The organism is Myxococcales bacterium, assembly GCA_016699535.1.
In the GTDB taxonomy this organism is placed as follows: domain Bacteria; phylum Myxococcota_A; class Polyangia; order Polyangiales.
In genome coordinates this window covers 812,556-837,037 of sequence record CP064980.1, presented here as the reverse complement: position 1 = coordinate 837,037, position 24,482 = coordinate 812,556, and the positions used below count along the sequence as shown (strand labels likewise).

General features: G+C 48.6%; 22 protein-coding genes. 12 read left to right on the top strand and 10 right to left on the bottom strand.

The features are described 5' to 3' along the window. Positions 1 to 7: 7 nt before the first annotated feature. Genes mvaD through IPJ88_03980 form a run of 3 tightly spaced genes read left to right on the top strand, consistent with a single transcriptional unit; the run spans position 8 to position 3,289 of the window. Entirely contained in the window at positions 8 to 997 is a 990-nt protein-coding gene (gene mvaD / locus IPJ88_03990) for a diphosphomevalonate decarboxylase (protein ID QQR90902.1), read from the top strand. Further along, complete coding sequence (locus IPJ88_03985; protein QQR90901.1) at positions 994 to 1,977, top strand: hypothetical protein; 984 nt, start codon at positions 994 to 996, stop codon at positions 1,975 to 1,977. The genes mvaD and IPJ88_03985 overlap by 4 nt, the downstream gene beginning before the upstream one ends. Positions 1,978 to 1,993: 16 nt before the next feature. Next, the gene (locus IPJ88_03980) at positions 1,994 to 3,289 is read left to right on the top strand and encodes a hydroxymethylglutaryl-CoA reductase, degradative (GenBank protein QQR90900.1); all 1,296 of its coding nucleotides are present in this window, start codon (positions 1,994 to 1,996) and stop codon (positions 3,287 to 3,289) included. Between the two features lie 219 nt (positions 3,290 to 3,508). Here IPJ88_03980 and IPJ88_03975 read toward each other — a convergent pair whose 3' ends face one another. Both IPJ88_03975 and gshB read right to left on the bottom strand, forming a co-directional pair. Next, on the bottom strand, positions 3,509 to 3,703 hold the full coding sequence (locus tag IPJ88_03975) for a hypothetical protein (protein QQR90899.1): 195 nt from the start codon (positions 3,701 to 3,703) through the stop codon (positions 3,509 to 3,511). A gap of 167 nt (positions 3,704 to 3,870) precedes the next feature. After that, on the bottom strand, positions 3,871 to 4,809 hold the full coding sequence (gene gshB / locus IPJ88_03970; protein ID QQR90898.1) for a glutathione synthase: 939 nt from the start codon (positions 4,807 to 4,809) through the stop codon (positions 3,871 to 3,873). Between the two features lie 223 nt (positions 4,810 to 5,032). Here gshB and ggt point away from each other — a divergent pair, with 223 nt between their 5' ends. Continuing rightward, entirely contained in the window at positions 5,033 to 6,820 is a 1,788-nt protein-coding gene (gene ggt / locus IPJ88_03965; GenBank protein ID QQR90897.1) for a gamma-glutamyltransferase, read from the top strand. Between the two features lie 21 nt (positions 6,821 to 6,841). Here the strand turns inward: ggt and IPJ88_03960 are convergent, their stop codons facing one another. Next, on the bottom strand, positions 6,842 to 7,615 hold the full coding sequence (locus tag IPJ88_03960) for a Stp1/IreP family PP2C-type Ser/Thr phosphatase (protein QQR90896.1): 774 nt from the start codon (positions 7,613 to 7,615) through the stop codon (positions 6,842 to 6,844). 196 nt (positions 7,616 to 7,811) lie between these two features. On the opposite strand from IPJ88_03960, the gene IPJ88_03955 reads away from it, so the two are divergent. Genes IPJ88_03955 through IPJ88_03945 form a run of 3 tightly spaced genes read left to right on the top strand, consistent with a single transcriptional unit; the run spans position 7,812 to position 9,923 of the window. Then, entirely contained in the window at positions 7,812 to 8,204 is a 393-nt protein-coding gene (locus IPJ88_03955; GenBank protein ID QQR90895.1) for a hypothetical protein, read from the top strand. A 1-nt stretch (position 8,205) separates the two neighbouring features. Beyond that, positions 8,206 to 9,135 carry an ABC transporter permease gene (locus tag IPJ88_03950; protein ID QQR91959.1) on the top strand — a complete coding sequence of 310 codons (930 nt, stop codon included), beginning with the start codon at positions 8,206 to 8,208 and terminating at the stop codon, positions 9,133 to 9,135. Then, positions 9,132 to 9,923 carry an ABC transporter permease gene (locus IPJ88_03945; protein QQR91958.1) on the top strand — a complete coding sequence of 264 codons (792 nt, stop codon included), beginning with the start codon at positions 9,132 to 9,134 and terminating at the stop codon, positions 9,921 to 9,923. The genes IPJ88_03950 and IPJ88_03945 overlap by 4 nt, the downstream gene beginning before the upstream one ends. Positions 9,924 to 9,945: 22 nt before the next feature. On the opposite strand, the gene IPJ88_03940 is transcribed toward IPJ88_03945, so the two are convergent. From IPJ88_03940 to IPJ88_03920, 5 genes are read right to left on the bottom strand one after another with little or no spacing between them, the layout of a single operon-like run. Further along, positions 9,946 to 11,265, bottom strand: a complete 1,320-nt coding sequence (locus IPJ88_03940; GenBank protein QQR90894.1) for a YeeE/YedE family protein — start codon at positions 11,263 to 11,265, stop codon at positions 9,946 to 9,948. A gap of 27 nt (positions 11,266 to 11,292) precedes the next feature. Next, a complete protein-coding gene (locus IPJ88_03935) occupies positions 11,293 to 11,811 on the bottom strand; it encodes a YeeE/YedE family protein (GenBank protein QQR90893.1) in 519 nt (172 codons plus the stop codon). Further along, positions 11,801 to 13,375 carry a cytochrome b/b6 domain-containing protein gene (locus tag IPJ88_03930; GenBank protein ID QQR90892.1) on the bottom strand — a complete coding sequence of 525 codons (1,575 nt, stop codon included), beginning with the start codon at positions 13,373 to 13,375 and terminating at the stop codon, positions 11,801 to 11,803. The genes IPJ88_03935 and IPJ88_03930 overlap by 11 nt, the downstream gene beginning before the upstream one ends. Then, a complete protein-coding gene (locus tag IPJ88_03925) occupies positions 13,326 to 14,036 on the bottom strand; it encodes a cytochrome c3 family protein (protein QQR90891.1) in 711 nt (236 codons plus the stop codon). The genes IPJ88_03930 and IPJ88_03925 overlap by 50 nt, the downstream gene beginning before the upstream one ends. Then, positions 14,036 to 15,451: a tetrathionate reductase family octaheme c-type cytochrome gene (locus IPJ88_03920; GenBank protein QQR90890.1), complete on the bottom strand. Its 1,416-nt coding sequence runs from the start codon at positions 15,449 to 15,451 to the stop codon at positions 14,036 to 14,038. The genes IPJ88_03925 and IPJ88_03920 overlap by 1 nt, the downstream gene beginning before the upstream one ends. 1,224 nt (positions 15,452 to 16,675) lie before the next feature. On the opposite strand from IPJ88_03920, the gene IPJ88_03915 reads away from it, so the two are divergent. The 4 genes from IPJ88_03915 (at position 16,676) to IPJ88_03900 (ending at position 19,084) form a co-directional block, all read left to right on the top strand. Continuing rightward, the gene (locus IPJ88_03915) at positions 16,676 to 17,164 is read left to right on the top strand and encodes a response regulator (protein ID QQR90889.1); all 489 of its coding nucleotides are present in this window, start codon (positions 16,676 to 16,678) and stop codon (positions 17,162 to 17,164) included. A gap of 14 nt (positions 17,165 to 17,178) precedes the next feature. After that, complete coding sequence (locus tag IPJ88_03910; GenBank protein ID QQR90888.1) at positions 17,179 to 17,511, top strand: sigma-54 factor interaction domain-containing protein; 333 nt, start codon at positions 17,179 to 17,181, stop codon at positions 17,509 to 17,511. Positions 17,512 to 17,576: 65 nt separating this feature from the next. Then, the gene (locus IPJ88_03905; GenBank protein QQR90887.1) at positions 17,577 to 18,134 is read left to right on the top strand and encodes a sigma-54-dependent Fis family transcriptional regulator; all 558 of its coding nucleotides are present in this window, start codon (positions 17,577 to 17,579) and stop codon (positions 18,132 to 18,134) included. Positions 18,135 to 18,340: 206 nt separating this feature from the next. Then, positions 18,341 to 19,084 carry a sigma-70 family RNA polymerase sigma factor gene (locus tag IPJ88_03900; protein ID QQR90886.1) on the top strand — a complete coding sequence of 248 codons (744 nt, stop codon included), beginning with the start codon at positions 18,341 to 18,343 and terminating at the stop codon, positions 19,082 to 19,084. Positions 19,085 to 19,095: 11 nt separating this feature from the next. On the opposite strand, the gene IPJ88_03895 is transcribed toward IPJ88_03900, so the two are convergent. Both IPJ88_03895 and IPJ88_03890 read right to left on the bottom strand, forming a co-directional pair. Next, a complete protein-coding gene (locus tag IPJ88_03895; protein ID QQR90885.1) occupies positions 19,096 to 19,734 on the bottom strand; it encodes a hypothetical protein in 639 nt (212 codons plus the stop codon). Between the two features lie 346 nt (positions 19,735 to 20,080). Next, positions 20,081 to 21,922 (bottom strand): sigma-54-dependent Fis family transcriptional regulator, encoded by a 1,842-nt coding sequence (locus tag IPJ88_03890; GenBank protein ID QQR90884.1) that lies wholly within the window; start codon positions 21,920 to 21,922, stop codon positions 20,081 to 20,083. Between the two features lie 228 nt (positions 21,923 to 22,150). Here IPJ88_03890 and IPJ88_03885 point away from each other — a divergent pair, with 228 nt between their 5' ends. Continuing rightward, positions 22,151 to 24,382 carry a polysaccharide biosynthesis tyrosine autokinase gene (locus tag IPJ88_03885; GenBank protein ID QQR90883.1) on the top strand — a complete coding sequence of 744 codons (2,232 nt, stop codon included), beginning with the start codon at positions 22,151 to 22,153 and terminating at the stop codon, positions 24,380 to 24,382. The last annotated feature ends 100 nt before the right edge of the window (positions 24,383 to 24,482 follow it).

Below are 24,482 nucleotides of genomic sequence, written 5' to 3'. Positions count from 1 at the left end.
GCTCACTATGCCTCGCTACGCAAAAGCCAAAGCCCACGCCAATATTGCTCTCGCAAAATATTGGGGAAAATCCGATAAAGAACTAAATCTTCCAGCGGTACCTAGCCTCTCGTTAACACTCGATGCCTTTTGGACTGAAACATCTGTGCATTTTGATCCAAAGCTATCGCAGGATAGCTGCCTCCTCAATGGAGAGCCTGCTCGCGACCGTGAACTAGCGCGTATCCAAGATCTGCTCGATCGAGTCCGTACTCAAATGAAAGAACCTTGCTTTGCACATATAAAAAGTAAGAATAACTTTCCAACGGCTTCAGGTTTGGCTTCCAGCGCATCTGGCTTTGCAGCACTGGCCGCTGCAACAAGCAAGGCTGCTGGCCTTCCTTGTGATTTCGAAACACTTAGTGCACTGGCAAGACAAAGCAGCGCTTCAGCTGCGCGTTCCATCTACGGAGCCTTTGTAGAACTTGCGGTCGGCATCCCAGGCGACTACCAGCTCGCAGCGCAACCTCTACAAAACCAAAAACCTTGGAAGATATGCATGCTGGTTGCAAGTCTTGGATACGAACGCAAGGCCCTCTCCTCAACCGAAGCTATGCAACACAGTAAACATAGCTCACCGTATTACAGTGCATGGATTGAAAACGCTCCGCTATACTATCAACGTGTGCGCGAAGGCGTCTTGAAAAACGATCTTCAACAAGTTGGCGAAGCGATGGAACAGAGTACTTTTGCTATGCACGCATGCATGTTGGCTTCAATTCCTCGTGTTCTTTTTTGGAAGCCAGCCACCGTCGCCGTACTTGATGCGCTTCGCGCACTTAGGGAACAGGCTCAGGTCCCAGCATGGTGCACGATGGATGCTGGACCGCATGTTAAAATACTTTGCGAGCCACAGCACAGTGAAACAGTTGCAAACCACCTTCATGCGATTCCGGGAGTGGAAACTATTTTTCATTGCGGACCGGGCCCCGCTTTATCGTTTTTGGAAGAGTCATGATTCGCGTAAGTGCTCCTGGAAAGCTCATGGTTGTCGGCGAATACAGTGTCCTTGAAGGAGGCGAAGCTTTGGTTGCCGCGGTGAGCCGCAGACTCTACGCAAGCTATTCACCCTTTGCTGGGAACGGTTCAGGCCCAGAAGGGAGCGTTTCAGGAAAAAGTGAAAAATTGGGCCCAGAAACCATGCTAAGTAGAGACCTGGCTCGAGAAAAACTGGGTGCTGAACCCGGTCATCTTACTATGGACTCTTCTGCTTTTTACTCTGGACATCAAAAGCTTGGTTTTGGCTCCTCTGCTGCAGCCGCAACCGCAGCCACGAGTGCCGTCTTTGCAGAACACGGCTACGACTTAAATCAAATCCAAAGCAAAGAGGCTGTTTTTGATCTCGCGTACCAAGGCCATAGAGCTGTAGCGGCTCAAGGCAGCGGCGCTGATGTGGCCGCTTCGGTATTTGGTGGCGTGCTGCGGTTTAAAAAGGACGCAGAGACGATCAACACACAAGCGTCACAAATTTCAGGATTGCTGCACTCAAGCGTCATTTGGACCCAGCAAAGCGCGCGCACAAGCGATTTTATTTCAGGAATCAACGCATTGAAACAAGATAAGCCTGATCTTTACTATTCCTGTATCAACAAGATTAAACACTGTGCTCAAACTTTCATACAAGCGAGTGAAGCTAACGAAGCTCAAGAAAGTTTGCTTGCGTATGCAGAGCATCACAAGGCCATGTCGCAACTGGGCAGCGCGGCACAACTTGCCGTTGTAACGGAGACGATTAACACAATTGTCTCGCTTGCAGAATCACACCACGGAGCCTGCAAAGCTTCGGGTGCAGGCGGCGGAGATTGCTGTCTTGCGTTTTTCAGAACACCCGAAGACAAACAATCATTTGAAAAAGCCTGCTCAAACGCTGGCTTTAGCGTACTTGACGTCACTTTAGCTGCGCCGGGCGCGCGCCTGGAACAGGATCGCTGCAACTAACTTAGTAGGACACCTTATGACAAACTCTCGATTACCCGGATTCTACAAACTTTCCATGGATGAACGCCGAAGCTTAACTTCGCAAAGCAGTGACATCGATCGCTATCTTCTCGACGAAGCACTCGACCATGGGTTGAGCGCACAAGCTGCCCAAAACATGACCGAAAACGTCATCGGTCGCTATGCCTTGCCCTTCTCACTCGGGTTAAATTTTCATATCAACGGTAAGGATTTTTTGGCCCCGATGGTCGTCGAAGAACCTTCTGTCATTGCAGCATCATCCAACGCCGCAAAGATCATACGCGCTGGCGGTGGTTTTCAAGCGTCCGCGGACGAGCCACTTATGATCGCTCAAGTACAGTTGCTTGAAGTCACAAATCCGCTTTTAGCCACCCAAGCAATCGAGGCCCAAAAGGCAGCTTTACTCCGGCAAGGCAACGAGGCCGTTCCCGGCCTTGTAAACCGCGGAGGAGGATGCACCGATCTTGAAGTGCGTGACCTTGGCGATGGGATGCTCGTAGTCCACATCATTGTAGATTGCCGCAACGCCATGGGCGCCAACCTTGTCAACACTGTGGCTGAAGCACTAGCCACGCGACTTGCGCAACTTAGTCGCGGCAGAGTGGGTCTGCGCATTCTTTCTAACTTGGCAGATCGGCGTTGCGTGCACGTAAGCTGTAAAATCCCGCCACATGCTTTAAAGAACGAAGATTGGTCAGCAGAACAAGTGCGTGACGGGATTATTGATGCATCAAAGTTTGCTGAAAAAGATCCGTACCGCGCCGCTACACACAACAAAGGCATTATGAATGGCCTCGATGCAGTGATCATGGCCACCGGCAACGATTGGCGATCGGTTGAAGCTGGTGCTCACGCTTATGCCGCACGAAACGGTCAGTACGCGCCCCTTTGCACTTGGAGCAAAGACACGCATGGTAATCTTTGTGCAGCAATGACTCTACCACTTGCGCTGGGAACAGTGGGCGGACCAACCCGCATCCACCCCGGCGCAAAGCTTGCGCTTCGCATTAGCCAGGTTAAAGACTCGCAAGAGCTCGCGATGCTAGCTGCAAGCGTTGGCATGGCATCAAACCTTGCTGCACTTAAAGCCCTTGCGACAACTGGAATTCAAAAAGGTCATATGGCCTTACACGCCCGAAGTGTCGCAGCCGCAGCTGGCGCCATCGATAGCGAAATCGAGGCGGTTGCCGGCACTATCCACGCGGCAGGCAACGTGACCCTCAACGCGGCTCGCGAGGCTCTCAATGAATTGCGTGAGCAAGAACTAGAGACCGCATCACTACGCGGATAGCTTTTATCGCCATCTCAGTTGTTCTGCACAGCAATCACCAAAGAACATTGCCTAAGAAGAACAATGGCTTAATCTCTTCATACCATGTGCAAATAGCCGTACTCAACGTAGGTATCTTAAATACTTTTTCGCAGTAGCTAGAAATTTCCATTTGTAGCTGTAAGCAAACCTCTTTGGTTGTTAGGTAGCTCTCTTCATAATTGATAACATCTACCGGATTTAAAACTGTACACGAATAAGCGTCGCGGTACCGCGTCCGGAAATATGTTGTCCTAGCCTCCACGTTAGCAACTCTCCTACCGCTGGAGCACTGTGGTACGCGGGACTAATCACACCATTTTTAGCCAACATGATGGCTTCTTCTGCGCTGGCAATACCATCACTGCTTTGAGCGGCACATCCAAAAGCCGTCAAGAGGAGGCAGTAGGCGTTTCGTCTTAGCATGTGATTAAAACACCCAAAAACATTCTTCAGCATCAATCATGCGGGTGACGTGCCAGATAATTTCAGAATAATTTCCGGCGTTATTTAGCATAGTGGCATAGCCAATAGGGGATTGGTGTCCCCAGCGAGCCAATTATCTAGTAAATATGCCCTTCGATCCAGTCAACGACTCTAGCTGACAAATTTTCTTGATTGAGCCGCGCCATTTGCTGAATACCCGTAGGACTTGTAACGTTGATTTCGGTTAGTTTGCCAGCTATCACATCAATGCCTACAAAATACAGACCGTTTTGTTTAAGGGGCTCTCTGAGTTCGGCCACGATCTTTTGATCTTGAGCATCAAGCGCAACGCCCGAAACACTTCCGCCAACATGAATGTTGCTTCGTAGATCACCTTTTTGAGGCGTGCGTAAAATCGCGCCCAACGCTTCTCCATCGAGCAGTAAAATACGTTTGTCGCCATCGCTCACCTTTGGCAAAAACTCCTGAACCACCGCCATTTGTTTTCCATTGCGTGTGGAGACTTCAAAAATCGTATTAAAGTTCATATCTCCCGCACGCAGCAACAACACTCCGCTTCCGCCGGCACCGTCAATCGGTTTGATAACAGCCTGTCCGCCTACGCGATCCACAAACTCTCGGATTTGTTTCTTGTCGGCGGTAATCAAGGTTCGCGGCATAAGCTGTGAGAACTGCGATGGGAAAATCTTTTCGTTCGCATCACGCAGCGCGCGCGGATCATTCATCACCAAAGTCTTGCCACGCAGATGCTCCAATAAAAGTGTGGCCCATAAATAGTCAGGATTGAACGGCGGATCTTTGCGCATCAACACAACATCGGTCTCATCAAGCCAGCGCAGTTCTTGTTTGCCAAGAATCATTGGATTCGCTTGATCGCGATGCAGCGTCGCCAATCGCAGATGCGCGCCAAGCCGGTCGCCCTCTAAGAACAACTCATGAATCAAGCAGTGGTATACACGATGACCGCGCTCTTGTGCTTCATACATGAGGGCAAAGCTTGTGTCTTCATCGACAATGACAGTCGATGGAGGATCCATGATGACCACAATATCCATTGGTTAACGGCCTGTGTCCTTGTGAATAGGGTTTAGGCAAGGATCGCAAGGGAACGGTGCAACATGCAAGGAAAAAGTCGATGGAATCGTGGCAATATCTCGAGTTTTTTTGACGCTCTATGTTGTATCTGCACCGCCAAAGCCTATTCACAAGGGCACTGACATTAGGCTAGGCTTCCGGTCAACAAGGACTACCCATTCCTTGCCTGAGGAGAACTTAATCATGCCGTCATCTGCTTTTTTACGCCTAGGGTTGTACTTGGCCTTGGCTATCTCTTTGTCGTGTGGATCGGCCTCTCAGCCACAAAGCAAGACAACCGCCAAACAATCCCCCCAGCAGCCGCAAACTCAGGTAGAAAAATCGTACCAACATTTTGGTGATTTTGAAGAGTTTGCTGTTGCGGCGGATGAGCCTCAAGCTTCAGCGGCCGGCGCGAGCATTCTAGCCAAAGGAGGCAATGCAGCTGATGCCGCAGCAGCCACCATGCTTGCCTTGGGAGTCACCAGTTTTGCTTCGAGTGGTTTAGGCGGCGGGGGCTTTGCACTCTACTATCGCGCCAAAGACCGCTCTGTAACCTTTATCGACTTTCGCGAAACCGCACCCGCTGCGGCCACCGAAGACATGTATCAAAAGACGAGCAAAACTGTCTCAACCGAGCGCATGAATTCCGCTTCGGAGTACGGCGGTCTAGCCGTTGGTGTGCCCGGTGAGCCTGCTGGCATCGAGGCTATTCTTACACGTTTTGGAAGCCTATCTCGAAAGGAAGTCGCCGCACCAGCGATCAGTCTCGCCAAAGACGGCTTCGTGATTTCAGAACGCATTGCTGAATACTCTGAGTGGTTCCCACAAGACCTTGCTCGCGATCCAGGTTTTGCTTCACTCCTTTCAGGAAAGAAAAAGTTCGAGGCTGGAGAGCAACTCAAACGTCCGGAGCTTGCTAAAACGCTTGAACTTTACGCAGAACAAGGCCCCAAGGCTTATTACCAAGGCGAGATTGGCAAAGCCATTGTCGAAGCTGTGACAAAAAACGGTGGCGTCATGACTTTGAAAGATCTCGAGAGCTACACCATTAAAGACCGCAAGCCATTGCAAGGCGAGCGTTTTGGTTACCGTTGGGTCACTGCCCCACCTCCCAGCGCCGGAGGCTATACAATGCTGGCAAGCATGGCCTTGCTTGAGCAATGGCAAAGCAAAGAGACAAAGCCTTCGGAGTCATGGCTACTGCATGCTTTTTCCGAAGCATTTAAAGGTCCTTTTGCCGATCGCGTACGCTACTTTGGTGATCCCGACAAAGTTAAGGTACCCGTTCAAGAGCTGTTAGCACCTAAACGATTGCAAGCACGTGCCTCGCTCTTCGATGCAAATCATGCTCGCCCTCAAGAAAGCTATGACCTTCCATTGAAAAACATTGAGTCCAAACGTAGCAAGCAGCGCACCGGTGGAGGCACGTCTCATTTTTGTGTGGTGGATAAGGAAGGAAACGTAGCGTCTGTGACAACCACAGTTAACCTTCCTTTTGGTGCACGCATCACTGCTGCAGGACTTGTGCTTAACGATCAAATGGATGATTTTGCAAGCGGTGTAGACATGCCAAATGCGTTTGGTTTGCCTGGCGGACACCCCAATCTTCCTGGTCCAAACAAACGTCCCATCTCCTCGATGACACCAACGATCGTTTTCGAAGGCGATGAGCCCGTACTTTGTGTCGGCGGAAGCGGCGGAAGTCGCATCATCACCGCGGTGACGCAATCCGCATACCGTGCACTTGTGCAAGACTTGCCCCCGCGTGAAGCTGTGGAACACCCACGCATACATGATCAAGGCGATCCAGACACACTCAAGTATGAAAAGCTGAGTCCTATTGCAAAGCAAGAACTCAAAGCCCGCGGCCATGAACTCTCCGAGTTAAGCTATTCAGCCGTGGTTCAAATGATTCGCATTCGCGATGAATCCCCGCGTATCGAAGCTGCTAGCGATCCAAGAAAAGGTGGAGCCCCAGCAGGAAGATAGTCACACCAAAGATAAACTCTGCTATTTTTTGTCCGGCTCGATAGCGAAAACCAGAGCGGTGACGTTGTCTTCTCCTCCGCGATCGTTGGCCCCATCAATCAGATCTTTGGCAGCAGCCTCTGGATCTTTCGCAGCGAGCACAATGTCGCAAATCTGCTCGTCACTTAACATACCGCTCAAGCCATCGGTGCACAGCAGAAAATAGTCACCTTCTTGCGGAGTATCACTCTGCATATCAACCAAAACGCTCTCTTGCATGCCTAAGGCACGCGTGATCACGTTCCTAGGTAGCTCATCTTGTTGCTCCTTGGTTAAGTGCGGCATGATGGTCAGATAATCGTTCACCAGAGAATGATCTCGCGTCATCAATAAAATTTCGTTGTTGCGTATGCGATAAGCTCGGCTATCACCAACATGGGCAACGTAGAGCCTGCTGCGGTTTTTCGAAAAAAGCGCACCAACGATTGTGGTTCCCATACCGTAAAGATCACGATCGGAACACGAAGTGTCAAAAATGCGTTTGTTGGCAAGCTTAATACTAGTAAGGAGACGGTTCTCCTCAGCCGAAAGATGTGTCTCGTAGTTGAAGGGCCACGTAGACTCCTCAGCACTCATTTCTTCAAAAAAGGTTTTGACCGCTTCAGTGGCCATTTTGCTGGCAACATTGCCCGCGCGATGGCCTCCCATACCGTCAGCCACGATATACAAGCCCTGTTCATCTACCAGGAGTAGACTATCTTCGTTGTATTCTCGCTGACGACCGGTGTCAGTCAGCCCTGCTGCTATAACCTGCATCGATGTCTATCGACTCTCCGGAACACCTTGCGCGAGCGAAAAAACCGTAAGCAAAACCAGTATTAAGCTTCCCATCGTTAGCCTATGGGTGTCAACACTATTGCGCATGATCGTCCGATCAAATTAGTAATCTGGCAGCCAGATGATTGTCTGCAAGAGGTCTTGAAGATATGGGTCTTTGGCATATGCTCCCGGCATGCCTTTTGCTAAGCTCTGGATGGTAGCCCTGTTTTTGCTTGGGTGCATCGCTTGTACCCCGGAAATCGGTGACAATTGCAGCTCATCAGTCGACTGCTCCGTGAGCGGAGATCGTTTGTGTGACCGTAGCGTGCAAGGCAGCGGCGGCTATTGCACAGTCGCAGGATGTGATGAACAAACCTGTCCTGACAGCGCCGTTTGCGTGAAATTTCGCAGCGAACCCTCTCGCCTGTCTACCACATGGTGTATGGCATCGTGTGGGAGTAACGGAGACTGCCGTACAGACGATGGTTTTCGTTGCGTTCTAGACTCGGAGCTTGGCGAAGAAAATTTCGCCACTGTGCTTGAAGGCAGCGATCGTCGCTTTTGCGCCTACCTTCCCGCTGAGTAAATTGCCAAGCTATTTAATACATCGTTTCTTGCGAGCTCTTGTGACAGTCGCCGGCGTCGTCACTTTAGTGTTTTTGCTTGTGCGCCTCATTCCGGGCGATCCAGTCGAGGCCATTCTAGGTGACGAAGCTTCCCCAGAAGATAGACAGGCCATGCGAGAGGCGCTCAAACTCGACAGGCCCGTCGCCGAGCAATATCTGAGTTTTACAAAAGACGTCGCTAACGGCAGCCTCGGCTTTTCATTTCGAAAACGCAGCTCAAGCGTCAGTCAACTAATTCTTGAGGTACTACCATCAACTTTATATTTAGCATTTGCCGCATTCCTCTTTGCCTGGCTTTTGTCGATCCCGCTTGGCGTCTTAGCCGCAGCCAAGCACGGAAAGCTTTGGGACAGTATTGCTTCAGGCTTTGCAATTGCTGGCCTTGCTATCCCAAACATCTGGCTTGGACCCTTATTAATTCTTTTGTTTGGCATGCATTTGCGCTGGCTTCCCTTGCCAGGGGACGACCCCAACACCTTGGCTGCCATTGTTCTGCCAACCATAACAATTGGCAGCGCGCTTGCTGCGATTCTAACCAGGCAAACACGCGCAGCCATGCTCGAAAGTCTATCGCAACAATACACCCTTGCAGCGCGAGCCCGTGGACTAAAGCCGTCAACGGTTCTGTTTAAACACTGCCTTCGCAATTCTTTGCTTCCCGTCTCCACGGTCGGCGCTGCGCAACTTGGCGCGCTACTCTCTGGAACAGTGGTTACCGAGAAAATATTTGAGCGACCCGGTTTGGGTTCGCTCTTCATCGAAGCTTTTTTTGCACGCGATATTCCCGTTATTCAAGGCTGCGTTCTCATCGTCGCGATTTTTTACGTCCTTGTAAATCTTGCAATCGATTTGCTTTACATGGGCTTAGACCCGCGGGTAAGGCTCACATGATAGGACTCGTGATAGTCTCGTTGTTCTTTTTCTTAGCGTTGATAGGACCCTCTATAGCGCCCTACTCACCCGATACGATCAATCTTAATCATGAGTACATCTTAGCAAACGCCAATCACCTCTTGGGCACGACCGATAATGGAGTTGATATCCTGAGCGTACTGCTTCATGGGGCAAGACTTGCAGCCGTCGTATCTCTTTGCGTCGTTTTTCTAAGTACATTCATTGGTGGAATACTAGGCATGGTAGCGGCGTACTTTGGAAAAACCGTCGATCAAATAGTGTCTGGCTTTGCTGACATGGTCCAAGCTTTCCCGTCAATCTTGTTGAACATTGGTATTGTCGCCCTGGTAGCGCATGCCGGACTCAGTCATCTGATCTTTGCATTGGTTGCCACAGGATGGGTGCTTTATGCACGCATCGCACGAGCTGAAACACTCTCTATCAAAGAACGAGACTACATAAGTTCAGCCAAGGCTCTCGGCTACAACACGCCACGAACCCTGCTTCGCCATATCCTGCCCAACATCGCCGCTCCCATGTTGATTCAAGCGTCCACAGGCATGGGTAGCGCAATTGTTGCTGAATCGACACTGTCTTTTCTTGGCCTTGGACCAGGCACGACAAGTTCATGGGGAACGTTATTGGACCAAGGCAGTGCAGTGTTGTTGCGTTTTCCGCACGTCGCCCTTTATGCTGGTAGCACCATCGCCATTACTGTTCTAGGCTTCAACCTCTTCGGCGACTGGCTCCGAGATCGACTCGATCCAACACGCCAACACAGCTAACACACAGCTTTAACTAAGACTACTATCCGCAAGACCCCTTGGGTGCAGATTTCTTTGTTTGGAGTTTTACTTTGTGCTCAAATTCGGTTTCGCTCTTCGTATTTTTCTCATCAGCTAAGATGGCCGCATATTCGTGCATTTTGCAGTCCTGGGGCAAGGTTTTCCCTTTTGGCGCTACATACGCAGTAGTAAAACTATCACCCACTGCACGATAGAAACGATAAGCTAAGGACTCGCTCGATGCGTTATGCTTTTCAGGGACTGCAATGCAGGACGGTAAAGGAAAAATAGAAAGCCATCGATTCATACCACCCTCAACAATGTAGATATTTTGCATGCCCTGTCCAATCAAAATCTTCCAGGCCTCTGTGGCGAGTTTCTCCCCGTTGGAGAGAACAAAATAGACGGTATTGTCCGCTTTATTCTGAACGGATTTGACGACTTGCTTTTCTTCAAGTTGTGAGAGATCCAAACGCTTCGAATTCTTTAAATGGAACAGATTAAAGTCGGCTTCATCACGTACATCAATCACACGCGTATACACCGCATTGTTGTTCATAAGCTCGGCAACTTCTTTCGGATGAACGTACACTTCGCGTTTTTCCAAACGCTTGCCTTGCACCGCAGCCACGCGCTCCCAGCGCTCGATCGCATCAGGCTCACCGATATAGGCGCTCGTCAGTGCAATCAAAAGCAAACTACCACCGAAGATGTAGGCTAACTTTCTACGTGGGAAAAAACGAAGCTCATTTGAAGGCTCACAACGACCAAAATAGGCCTCGGATACTTCAGCAGCCATAAAGGCAAGCAGAGCAACTGCAACGACGATCACCAGCATCACTCCCATGTCGACATTAAAAAGCTCTGGTAAGGTAAAGCGACCCATCATGCTCGAATGCCAAAAATTACTGAAAAGACCAACCGTCTCTCCAAAGGCAAAGATCCCTAAGGCAACACCTAAAGCAAAGACAACACCATCAAGTTTGAGCGTCGATGCAGCCACAAGAGAAGTACCCGGACAAAAGCCACCGATAATAAAGCCCACGCCCATTATCAGACCACCGACCACACCGGGAAGCAGATAGGTAGGGTTAACAAAGATTAGTGAAAAATCGATCAGACCAACAGCGGAGCTAATGCCGAGTAGTACTCCGGCTACAATAATAGCTGTAAACATAACTTTCAAAACGGTCATGTCACGCAAATAAAATTGCCCCGCAAGTTTCCGAGAATCACCGAAACCGGACATCTCCAAAGCCGCACCGAAACCAATGCCTAACAAAAGCGGCACCAAAATCGATACCAAACTGCCCCAATCGGCTGTTAGATTATAGGGTCCCATAGGATTTCCTCATCACTTCTTTCAGATTCAGGTCCATAGACGTCGCACAAAATATGCTAACAAATATCCACCAGCAAAAACCGCAAGCATGAAAGCCCAACTGCCCACCGACAAAACGGCTCCGCCGCTAAGCGCTTGTCCGGAAGTGCATCCTCGAGCGAGGCGCGCCCCATAGCCCATAATCACTCCACCACTAAGTGCCATAGCAAGACGCAAAGCGTTTGAAATATGAGGCCCCTTGCGCAACTCAACTTTAAACCGCTTAAAGATAAAACCCGACAGCATACCTCCCAACAACGTTCCCAATAACATCAGAACAGAAGGGTTCGAGAGAGGATTGCGATGGCCACCTGCAGTCTCAGCAAAATAAGCTACCTTATCCACATGATGAGGCGCTATTGCATCGACAACCGCAAGCTGCACGCGGTTGATCGCACCCGAGGCGCCAAGGCCATTGCCCGTCAACAAGAAGGCTAAGAACAGAACCACACCAAGCAGCGTTCCACCCACATAGGGATTGATATACGGTTTTGCTTCACTCTTCATAGCTATTGTTCCTTCGTTCTAACTCGCCTTGCCGTCCGAGACTGGCACATCTTCCCAACCACTTACCATCGCGCGCTGGTTCGACATCAGAGTATGACCGGTAGTTGTTAGATACACATGCATCACCAAGAAAGCTGCAAATGCCCAAGCTGAAAATGTGAAGGGGCGCAACCATGGGCACGCCACCAACACGCAACAACAGATCGGGGTAGACTCCTCCCAACCATAGCCAAACCCCGGACAAAATCTGTATAGGGAACAAGACATTGAGAAGTCCAACATAAGCAACACGCTGTAATGGGTTGAGTTTCTTTTCGCGTGTTTTGGTCACCGGATGGTTGGCTCCCATAAACATGCCTTTTCCGTAGTAACTTAGTTGCGCCACAATACCACGGATAAATCCGGATCGCTCAGGTATGAATTGCTTGATCTCACCGCTTGCTAAATGAAAGAACAATGACAAAAAGGCATTCAATATCATGACAACAGCCATGAAGTTATGAACAAACACCGCCGTCGAAAACCGAAACACTCTAAAGCTATGCGGATAGTGAATCTGAAAGCCCGTCACCAGCAAAAACAATACACTCACCACCATCGTCCAGTGCCAGACCCGTTCATAGGCACCGTACATATAAACACGTTTTGTGCTCAACACCGCATGAAACACTTTCTTTCGTTTGTGCGAAATCCACGCGCGTGCGGCGGCATGCACCATCACCCCAAACATTACGAGCACAAAAAGCAAGAAGCCATACTTTTCGCTCCAATCTTTTGTATCGTGCCCCGGAACGTAGGCTTGTGCATGATGTCCGACACCAACAACTTCTAAACCAATACCGTTCATAACCAACTGACGGCCGTCAAGAAGAGCATTCACATCTTTGCTCGGTTTTGGAATCACGCCCCCAGAAAAGGGGCCGGTTGCCAACGCAATACTTTCTGCAAAGCGAGATTTTTTGCCGTGGCAACTATCACAAGACGCCGTGGCCCATTTCCCCGTGGTAACACCATGCCTTACGGCGTATGCCTCGACATCTGCTTTTATTTTTGCTTGTGCAATACCTAGACTTTCAAACCGACGAAGCAACGACTGCTCTTTTAGCTTCGTGTCAACAACAAGCTCTCGATCTTGCAAAGCCCCGTCATGATTAGCGTCGAACACCGCAACTAAACTGGGTTGATAATTCCCTTGCGCCGTAAGCCAAACGCGCTCCAGAATATCGCGAGCAATTTCTTTACCACTTTTGCCATCGACCCACTTCCAAGCTGCAACTAAATTATACGGCGCGAAGCGACTCTGACCATGACGCGTTTCCCATAAAAGAAAAGGTCGATAACCTTCGACAAACCAACTGCTTGGCGCAGATGGGTTCAGTCTCTGCACCCGACGAAATTGCATACGGGGCCCACCTTGCGGCGTCAGTACCGAGTAGTCTACTGCTTGTAAAGTCGGACTACTCAGTAAGGGCACGTGGCAACTTTGACATGCAAGACTCTTGAGATGGCGCTCCTTAGCCTGTATCCAACACACGTGGATCGCTGCTAAGATAGGCTTTTTCATGCTTTTTTAAAACGCCAATCTTGCGTGGGTTGTTGGAAGTGAAGTGACACGAAGTGCAACGCAGCAAACGCGCGGCATGCACATCCCACGGGCGATCCTGTTTTTCCTTATCTTTCAAGTTCAGAAACGAATCCGAGATATGTTGAGGAGAAAAAATCTCGCCACGCAAAAGTGAAGCAATGTAAGGCCCTGGCCACTGCGCTTCTAACAAGCCATTTCCGAGCTCAAGTGTCTGTTTTTCAGTATTGGCTACACCATGACAGTTGCCACAGGTCTGACTTGATGGAGAGCGAACAAGAACCGAAACTTTGCCCTCCTTGTCCACCTGAGCAGTCTGAAGCGCACTCATACCACCTTCAACATGACAGCCGATGCAATCTACAGCGACTTTATCTGGGGCATGCGTACTTGTTGCATTGATGAAATCCGCATCATGACAGTTTCCACAACTTTTATTTGCTGAGATTTCTTTTTGATGGGCTTGGATCGCTTTGCCTTCGGTGTCTCGCAAGATGAAAGGCGGATGCATTTCATTCTTAACCGATTCCACGGGCGGCAATAATCCTTTAGGCGTGGCGATCGAAGACTCCGGGTTTGCCAAGGTTCGGCCTGAAATAGACAAAACCAAAAGAACAACTATGTAAAAGGAAGTTTTGATCATTACTGAGCCCCGCTCTGCATTGGATCGTTACCATAACCGAGCGCCCGCCAGTCCAAGCGCCCGCGCTCACCATGGCAATCGTTGCATTGAAGTGCACGGTCCGCACCAACCACCAAATGCGACAATGGCCAAAACATTTGCGTGTCTACAAAAGCATACTGCCCGCTGTATTCTAGGCCGACTCGATCGGCACCGAGAGCAAGCGCTTTGTCCCAATCAAACTCATGCCAATAACCCCCGTCACCAGAAGTTACCGGCGGTATGATGTATTTGTATTTCGCATCGTATGGTTGTTTGCCGCGGTGCACCCTGAAAGGCCAGAGTTTAGCATCATGTTGCTTTCGCGTGCCTCTAGGCGTGTTAATGTTGGTTGGACCATGTTCTGCAATTGGATCACCTAAGAGATAACGATCGACACTTAGATCGAACCAATAGTACTCTGGAACAAGGCTTTCACCGTATTCAAACTCTCCTTTAATCTTCAGATAATGATGCACGTCTTCTTCGCGACTATCATCACCAGCTTTTGACCAATCCCAATAGGTCTTCGTAGGTAATTTGTTAGCATAGGTTGGAATATGACAAGCCTGGCAAGAAACCCGATCGGTGTGTTCATCCAAGCGCTTGTCGTGATGTGGCTTCGCTTGATGGCAATCCACACAACCAATTCCATTGTCATGGTCCACGCTAACCGAGAAAGCCTTGCCTCGAATGAGATGCCCATGCCCACCGTGACAATCGATGCAAATCATGCCGGCGCGACCCATGTGCACATCGTCTGCCGGATCCGGATAATCAAGACTAGGATCAAGGTCACCATGCTTGACACCTTTTCCTCCACCACCATAGGAATGACAGCTTCCACAATTTTCTCGTAGTGGAAATCCCACGCTTTGCGCAGAGACAAGTAAATCGACATCTTTTTCAGGCAAACCAGCGATGCCTTTTACATACCCGCCGCTTCGATCGTGGCAGACCAAACAATCGACATTTTCCTCTTTCGAGAAATCAAAGCTGGCATCCTTCCATCCATAACCTGCATGGCATTTTGTGCAACCTGCTTCGTTTCCTCGAATGCCTATACAAAAATTGTTGAGAAGGTTTCGCTTGCCAATCTCTTCGAATTTGCCAGTGCGTTTGTTTTGAGCTTTATCACTCAACCAGCGAAAGTGTGCAGTTGCCATGACTTCTTTGGCTGCTTTATTGTGGCAGTTCAAACAGGCACGCGTCACATCATGTCCCGACTTAAACGGCTTATCAAAGAACGCACTATGATCGAGATGAACCCGGTCTTTACGTTTGAATGAGGCGTTGAAACTATCTTCTGTCGCATGCTTTTTCCATGCAACAGTAACGATGAGCCCTAGAACAATAAGACCCACGAAAAAGACCCATATCTGAACAAATAATTTCATCGGACCTTCAATGATAGCGCCTTGCGTCTGCTTATCTTTTCGAAAAAGCCGCCGGACGCAACGCTTCGATTAGACCATGCATGCAACAAACACATAAAAGCTCTGCTGGTCGATGCGAAAGGAATCTAAATCCGCGAAACATCTTTGTCCACGAAATTACAAGTGACGAAGCACAGCATACAAGACGGTTACAGTCCTATATTTAACAATCACGTGGCTGTTATGCGTTAAGAAATTCGTATTGGGATTTCTCACAAACAAGACGCAACAACATTCTTATCGATGAGCCCCGGTGTTGGGGTAGACAAACACGATGCTTGCACGCAGTGATGTCGGAGGCCATACACAAACCGATCACGGAGTACCCACCTTGGGCGTTTGCCTAACAACCTCCTTGGACAATGAAATTATCAAAAGTGGTATTTTGCGGACGAGAGCTGGAAATCTTAGAGAAAACAGAGACGATAAAAATATATTCACACAGTAAAATTCTCTTGACACTGCGATAAATTACCATATGCTGTAATTGTATTGTAAGAGTGAAACCGTCTAGGGTTTGGATAAAAGGGTGTTTCTCACAAATACGGTGCCGTGGGCAGCTTGGTGATGGGTTTCTGAGCACCACGGCACGCACATCTTACGTGACTTGGAATCACCGGCTCGTGCCAATGCAAATTAACATAAAACAACAAAGATATCCTAGAATACCTTCGTTATAGTTGTAAACCCGATAGATTACCGTGGGTTTGGATATGGGTTTTTTTCGGACACGGACAATCAGCCTGTTTTGGGTATGGGCTAAAAACCGAAAAACGAAAAAACGATAATCTATCGGGTCTCACAACTTATAAACGACTACTCGAAGCAGAACTTTAGGGGAACCCGATTTATTTTTTATTTTTTTTCACCATCGCTAAAGGCGACAAATTCATGCCACCCCAAAGCCAAGCGCTAGCTTCTCTCCCCTTAACAAAAACAGCGTGCTCCCTACACACTGTTTAGGGAAATTGCTTTGTGCGCTTCGCTGCACGACAACTTTCACCTTGACGACAGACCACTTAAGTTGGCAACATAGCTACACAAATTCCTTAGCTCCGCACTTTTATCAGTTCACCTTTATTGAAAACGAATTCTAAAAGTGAAACTAAACGGACAGCAAAAAGCAAAAGTATGATGAATACGCAATTGCGAGTTGTTCAATGTTCAATTACTGGCTGATTTAAGATGCAATTACTCGTCGTTGAAGATGACATAAGCCTAAACAACTCCATTCGCCGGTTTTTGGTTAACACAATGCAAGCAGATGTTGTGCAGGCTCATAGTCTGGATGCTGCAAACGAAACCATAAAAAACCAGGCGCAGAAATTGGATCTCGTTATTACCGACATTGGCCTGGCCGACGGCACAGGGTTTGATGTCATGGATACTTTACGCACACATCAGCCTGATGCGTCAGTCGTTGTAATTACAGGACATAACTCGACCGAGGAAATCCTAATGGCTATGCGCCGTGGCGCCATTGATTTTTTGATCAAGCCCTTCGAACTAAATGATTTGGTGACAGCAATTTGGCGCTCTTCAAACGCGCACTCGAATGCGGAAGTCAAACCCAGCTATCCCAAGGCGCTTACATCAGATACGAGGGGCAACACATCGGGAAACTGGAAAAAAAGTACGCGCACCAGTTTATTGGAAACGATCCAAGCCTCCTAAAGACCTTTGATATTTTGGAGCACGTTGCCGACACCGATTGTTCCGTGCTCATCACGGGCGAGAGCGGGACAGGCAAAGAGCTCATCGCTAGGGCGCTGCGTGATGCAAGCGCTCGACGAGACAAGCCTTTTATAACGCTCAATTGCGCGGCTATTCCAGAAGCACTTCTTGAAAGTGAGCTTTTTGGTCACGCGCGAGGAGCATTTACGGGAGCGCTATATGCGCGAGCAGGCCGCTTTACCGCCGCGGACACAGGTACCTTGTTTCTCGATGAAATAGCCGAGCTCCCCATCCTATTGCAATCAAAACTATTGCGTGTTCTGCAAGACAGCGAATTACTCCCGTAGGAGAGACCAAAAGCCATCACGTCGATGTTCGCGTCATCTCCGCTACGAATCGAAACTTAGAGGACATGGTAAAACGCGGTTTGTTTCGAGAAGATTTACTTTATCGCCTAAACGTTATTCCCATCGACCTTCCCCCTCTACGTAAACGCAAAGCGGACATTCCCGAACTGGTCGCTCATTTTATCAACAAATCAAACACCCAACGTAATCGCAATGTTTCCGGAATAACAGACGAAGCTCTTGCGATCCTGCAAAGCTATGCATGGCCGGGCAACGTTCGAGAGCTTGAAAATACAATTGAACGCATGGTGGTCATGCGATCCAAAGGGCAACTCAGCACAGATGACATACCAGAACGTTTGCTTGGAATCACTCAGCAACCCGGACTGCTAAAAGATGAAAATCACATTCTTCCCGTAGAAGGAATTGACCTTTGCGAAGTACTAGCTCAAATTGAAGATACCTTTATTGATCAAGCACTGAGTCGCACAGGTGGAAATAAAACTCGCGCTGCCGAGTTGCTTCATGTCAATCGCACGACACTTGTGGCTATACTCAAAGCCAAACTCGCAAAAAAAGAAGCGAAGCAAATTGCGGCGACTGAAAAAAAATCAAGTAATTGATAAAGAAATCGAATTAAAATTATTAAGACTTTTTTCTTTTGGCCGTTCTATAGTGTTGAGCACCGGAAGATAACTGACTGTTAAAAATATGGCGAAGGAGAGCCTAAAGCGGCAAAACCTTGACATTTTTGACGTCTGATTTGTCCAAAAATCCCGTAATACCTGGCTAATTCAGCCTGGCACGATACTTGCGTCTGTATTGAAATATGCAGGTATCAACTTTTCACAATTCGATTCAAAACCACCTCTCATGTAGCGCTGACTCTGGTCACGCCAGAGAAGAGCTTATCGCCGCCGGCATGGTGATCGTCAAACGCCTTTGCCGCAGTTTTCAAAGGCGCTTGCCAGCCGGTATTGAGTCCGACGACCTTACGAGCGCTGGCGTAGAAGGGCTACTCAAGGCCATTGATAGCCATGATCCAGCACTAGGGCGTTTCGAAGATTATGCCACCATTCGCATTCGGGGAGCGATTCAAGACGAGCTTAGAAAATTCGACTGCATGACTCGATACGGACGAAAGCGCTGTAGTGATTTCTCAAAAACGATTCAGCAGCTAGAAAACCAGCTTGGCCGGACAGCGAACGAAGCGGAGATCGCAAATGAACTTGGTGTTGATATTGATAGTTATTACGCCATGCTCCAGCAATTTTCTCAAACACGTCGCTTTATGTGGTCTGGAGGCAAGGATCCCGACCAACTTGATAGCGGTCTGGACGATCCCCACACCAAGGTCAGCACTGACGAGCTTATGGATCAAGTGGCTCAAGCTGCGGAAAAACTATCAAAACGTTCGCAAACCGTTCTTAAACTCTACTATCAAGACGGTTGCACGCAGGCTGAAATTGGCAAAATGCTTGGAGTAAGCGAAAGCCGTATCTGCCAGATCCTAAGCGACAGCTTTTCTCGTTTACGCACAAAACTAGAAAACCATCAGTTGAATGCCGCCTAGTGTGAGTGGCTTTACAACTCTGGGATTCGCGGACAAAGCACCTGCTCTGGAGGACAAGCAAGTTTTAAATCGCGAGGCTTAAAAAGTGCGACCTGTTGACCAGTAATCGATGACAGGATGTTTGGCCCTTTGAACAAATCAAGGTCGAGATACCTTTGAAGCCATCCTTCTGCAAAAGCTTTTTTGTCCTCTGCATTTTGGTCCACCACCACTTGAATACCGGCCCATGGAATTCGGGCATGCACTGCCATCAACAATCGAGAGTTGTAGATTTCATCCCAGTTGACGTCCACCGTCGCTTCCCAATTGAGTTCTAAATACTCCCCATTTAGAGCAAGAATAATAAGTTCATTGTTTACCGAAGGATACCGACGCGAGACATGCAATCCAATTTCCAAAGAGGGATCATCAACCTGCGAAAGGAGGGTTGCGCCACCAACGATTTGCCGAGGCAGCGCCAACGGAACGTTATGAGCATAGGCATGCGGCTCCCAAAGTCCACCCCGAAACTGCTCCGGCTTACAGAATAGGTCGATGGACCAACTTAGCCGGTGTGCGTGGTCATCGGAAATGACTCCGCGAATGCTAGAGCGTTCAACATCAATTTCAAAAGTCTTTTGGTGGATAACGAGAGTATTTAGATCGAGCACGAGTGGTTACTTCGGGGAAAAAGAAGATCTTAGGCTCCGATAGAAGCAATACTCGTGCCAAGCTGCCAAAAAGAAGGAATGCTAAATAAAAACAATAACTTAATGTCTTCGTCTCAGCACAGCACTAAGGAAAAAATTCCTTAATCAGGAAATTTTTCTCTCTTTTCATCGGGAAAAGGAATTTTTTCCTGCTCGAACACTATATGGATCTAACTTAGGATCCCACAGAAAAAGCGACGATGATACATTTGTATTTGAGGAGCTTTTTCGAGGAGGCAAGCCGCTCCAGAAGCCGTGCGGGAAACCGCCCTAATCATAGGCGATAATTTGATCAATCATAAGAGAACTAGAGCCCCAAACGCTTCCTTAGTTTGGCCAAACGCGAACTTTCCATATCCAAGAGCTCAGCGGCTTTTTTGACGGTGCCTCCAGACGAATCAAGTGCACCCTTAACGAGATTGCGAGACAAGTGCTGCATGGCCTGATCGTAAGAAAGGCCGCTAGGAACAACGAGTCCTGGTGATGAAACAGACGGTACTGGGGACATAGCTAAATACGAACCGGAAGAGTTTCCCACGATTTGGGCTGAAAGTGAGTTGACGGAGATTTCGTGCCCATGCGGTGTCAGCACCACCAATCGTTCGACTTCATTGGCTAGCTCACGCACATTGCCTGGCCAGCTGTAGCGTTCAAGCGCAGACATCACTTCGGGAGAAAAGCCTTTTATTTGTTTTCCATAAAACAAACAGCTCTTCTGCAAAAAATGTTGCGCCAAAACAGGAACATCACCATGTCGTTCAGAAAGTTTGGGCAAACGAAGCGCGATCACCATGAGCCTAAAATACAAGTCTTCCCTGAAACGACCCTTTTTTACTTCGTGGCGAAGATCTTTGTGGGTGGCTGAAATAATTCGAACATTCACTTGCACGGGATGCTCACTGCCCACAGGAACAGCCTCTCCGTTTTGAAGGACCCGCAACAACGCGCCTTGCGCTGTGGGACTTAGTTCGGCGACTTCATCTAAAAAAAGCGTACCGCCGTGCGATTGTTGAAAGACGCCAGGCCGATCCTGATCTGCACCAGTAAAGGCGCCCTTCTTATAACCAAACAAAGTGCTTTGCATGAGCGAATCTGTGATACCGGCACAATTCTGGATCACGAAAGGAGCATTGGTGCGCGGGCCACCATAATGCAAGGCCTGAGCCACAAGCTCCTTACCCGTACCCGTTTCGCCCAGTAGATGCACCGTGGCTTCGGAATGCACAACCTGTTCGAGTTGCTGAAGCATCGCCTGCAGAGCCCGGCTCTTGCCGATAATCCGGTCAAAGGTATGACCTGAAACAAGGCGGTTTCTCAAATAACTATTTTCTTGAGCGAGAACAATATTGGATTCTTGGAGCTCTTGAGCGACGCGCTCCTGCTCCATTGCCTTTAGATAGGTCTCAGTGCCTTTAGAGACAATCTGTCTTAAGGTTTCGACGTTGAACGGCTTTTGCAGAAAATGGCTAATGTGACAACGATTGACGAAATCAGCCAAATCATCAAAACGCGTTTGCGCAGATAGCACGATGCGAACCGTATGTGCTTCAGGAAAACGCTGCCTAAACTCATCTAAAAGTTCGATGCCGGTCATGATCGGCATGCTTTGGTCCGTAATCAATATGGCAGGTTCCGTCTGTTGCATCTGATGCAATGCCTGTTCTCCAGACGTACAGGTCACGACATTGTATTGATTGCCTAGCACACGCTTGTAGCCTCGCAGCGTAGCTGGATCGTCATCCACTACCATTATAGTAAAGCGAAAGTCGTCATACAGCTGCTTGAGTTGCTTCAGGCCAAAGCTGTCATGCTCCAAACACCGCAGTTGCAAAAAGAGCTCCGCTGCGGCATCCGAACTGCTTTTGCGCAAGACCCAACGAAGCTCGACTCGGAGTTCTATTCGAGGGCTACTCTCCTCTGCGGGTTCAATCCAAAGCGTGCATTGCGTGCCGGCTTGCAGCGGCTGGGGAGCAAGTTCACTTTCCTTGAAACTTACAAAACAGGCCTCTGGAGTAAAACGCCTACATATGCCAGCCGCTGTGTGTCCTTTATATCGAAGGCGAACTGGAAACTTCACATAACGGTATGGTGCATGGGGATTGGCCACGGCTTGAAAGGAACTGGGCTTCTCTACTAATGCTCTGGGCATGGCTACCTTTATAGGCTCAGCGTACATTCCATTTCAAAGAATCTGCACCGCAAAAGCCACACGGTAAACAAAGCTCGTTCGCAAGACTCTCCTGCAACTATCGCAAAAGCTCGTTGTCCGACGAAGGATCCTATTTCTCTACAATTACCACACTAATATACACTAAAAGTGCAACTTTTTACTTTCATTTAATTAAAAAATGGTAAATACTAGTTAATGGGTATGGGTTTGACTGGTCTACATAAAGATCCAGTTACGGATGGTGTAACTTCAAGTTCCGAGGAACTAAATCCTCGCGAACTTATTGCGACGTTTCTCCGCTTCCGTTGGCTGGTTATTGGATTAACCATTGCTTCGCTTGGCGCGACAGCCTTGTGGACTTTCCGTCAACCTAAAATCTACACCACAAGCTGCACGATTGAGTACAACCCTAATCCACCGAGGCCTTTGGGTGATGAAGTTCAAGACGTTGCCGATTCGTTGCACTCGTATTGGATGACAAAAGAATTCTTTCACACGCAAAACAAAGTGATTGGCAGCCGGGTTGTCGCTGAGAATGCGGCAGCCACCCTCGGCCTACACCACAACGCTGAGTTCATGGGCATTTCCAAAGAAGAGCGAAAACATTGGCAAGGATCAACGGTACAACGAGCCGCGCTAATTTTGCAGCAAAAGATAAGCATCGCTCAACCCGATGAAGAAGCTCATCTTGTATACATCACGGCTACCGACACAAACCCTGAAATGGCTGCCAGACTAGCCAACGCAGTTGCCGAAGCTTATATTCAAAAGACAAAAGATGATCGTGTTGAAACCACCGTTGATGCGCTAAACTGGTTAGGAAATCAGCTTGATGACTTAAAGCACCAACTTGATGAGTCTGAAACAACTATTCAAGAGTTTAAAAAATCCAACGGTATCTTGGCCGTATCACTGCAAGACCGTCAGCAGCTTATTTCTTCGTCAACAAACCAATACAACAACGCGCTTGCCGAGGCTCGGACCTCACGCATTCAACTCAATGCTCGTTTACAGCAATTCAAGAAATTTGATCTTGAGCGCCCCTTTTCTATTCACGCAAGCTTCTTCAAAGACAGCGCGTCTATCGAACATTTGCGTAAGCAATATCACTCAACACAGGCCGAAAAGGAGGCCTTATCAACGCGTTACAGCAGCAACCATCCGCTTATCAAAGACGTCGAAGCCCGTTTGCAATCCATTACGATGGAAATGCGTGCTGAGATTCAAAGCATTCTGCAAGGGCTCGAGGCTGAACTAAAACAAGCACAGAGCACTGAAGCTGGCATTCAAGAAGCCATGAGCGAAAAAAGCCAAGAGGGCCTTCACCTAAACGAGCATGAAGCTCAGTACCAACGCTTGGTAAGAGATCGCGAAAACAAACTGCGCCTTTACAATCATTTGCTTGAGCGCAGCACGGAAACCAACTTAACTCGGCTTTTGAAAGTGACGCATGCACGCATCGTCGATTTGGCACTTGTGCCTTATCGACCCACATCACCCAGTGTGCGAAATAACTTGGTTCAAGGCACTCTGTTTGGCTTTGTCTTGGCACTTTGTCTTGCGTTTGTCCTGTCACGCTTCGATAGGCGCATCAACACCATACAAGACGCTCAGAGCCTTGGTTTGACCATCATGGGCATCTTGCCTGCTGTTGAACATCTGAACGAATTCAGCAACGTAAAGCTCCTGCGTGCCAAATCAGGCAAGGATCTAGCCGCACTTGCAGAACTGACAATGTTCAACCAGCCCATGTCTTCTTTTTCAGAATGCGCACGCACGGTTCGTACGAACTTGACCTTCATGTCTCCGGATCAACCTCTTCGAAGCATGGTCATAACTAGCGCTGATCAAAGCGAAGGCAAGACCTTGGTGTCACTGACCATGGCAATTTCTTTTGCTCAAAATGGCCATCGCGTATTGGTGGTGGACACTGACTTTAGAAAACCACGTATCCATAGAATCTTTGGAGCAGAGAATACCGAAGGCGCAACAACCGTCCTAAGTCATCAGAAAGACGTTGAAGACGTCGTTCTCTCGACACCGATCGAAAACCTCTTCGTTTTGCCAAGCGGTCCTATTCCCCCAAATCCGGCGGAACTATTGCATAGTAAACGGTTCAAAGCACTCAAAGAGCAGCTCAGCACATCATACGACTACGTTATCTTTGACAGTCCTCCCTTAGGAGCAGTCGCCGATGCGGCTATTATTGGTAACCTAACGGACGGTGCTGTTGTTGTTACGCGTGCGCACGAGACGACAAAAGATGCACTGGAAGCGACTCTAAGCCAACTCTCAGACGCGCATTGTGCTTCCATTGTTGGCATCATTAACGGTGTTGATCTCAAACAGCGCTGGTACCGCTACACAAAAACCGACTACCGCTACTACCGCGAACAATACCAACAAAAAGACAACGACCGTATCTCACTGACAGCTTAGACATGATGGGCCAGCAAGCGGTTAATCGGCGACAATCCTCAATAGTGCAATAGCGGTTCACGAACAGTGACGGAGGACACTACTCCAAACCAGAACCAGA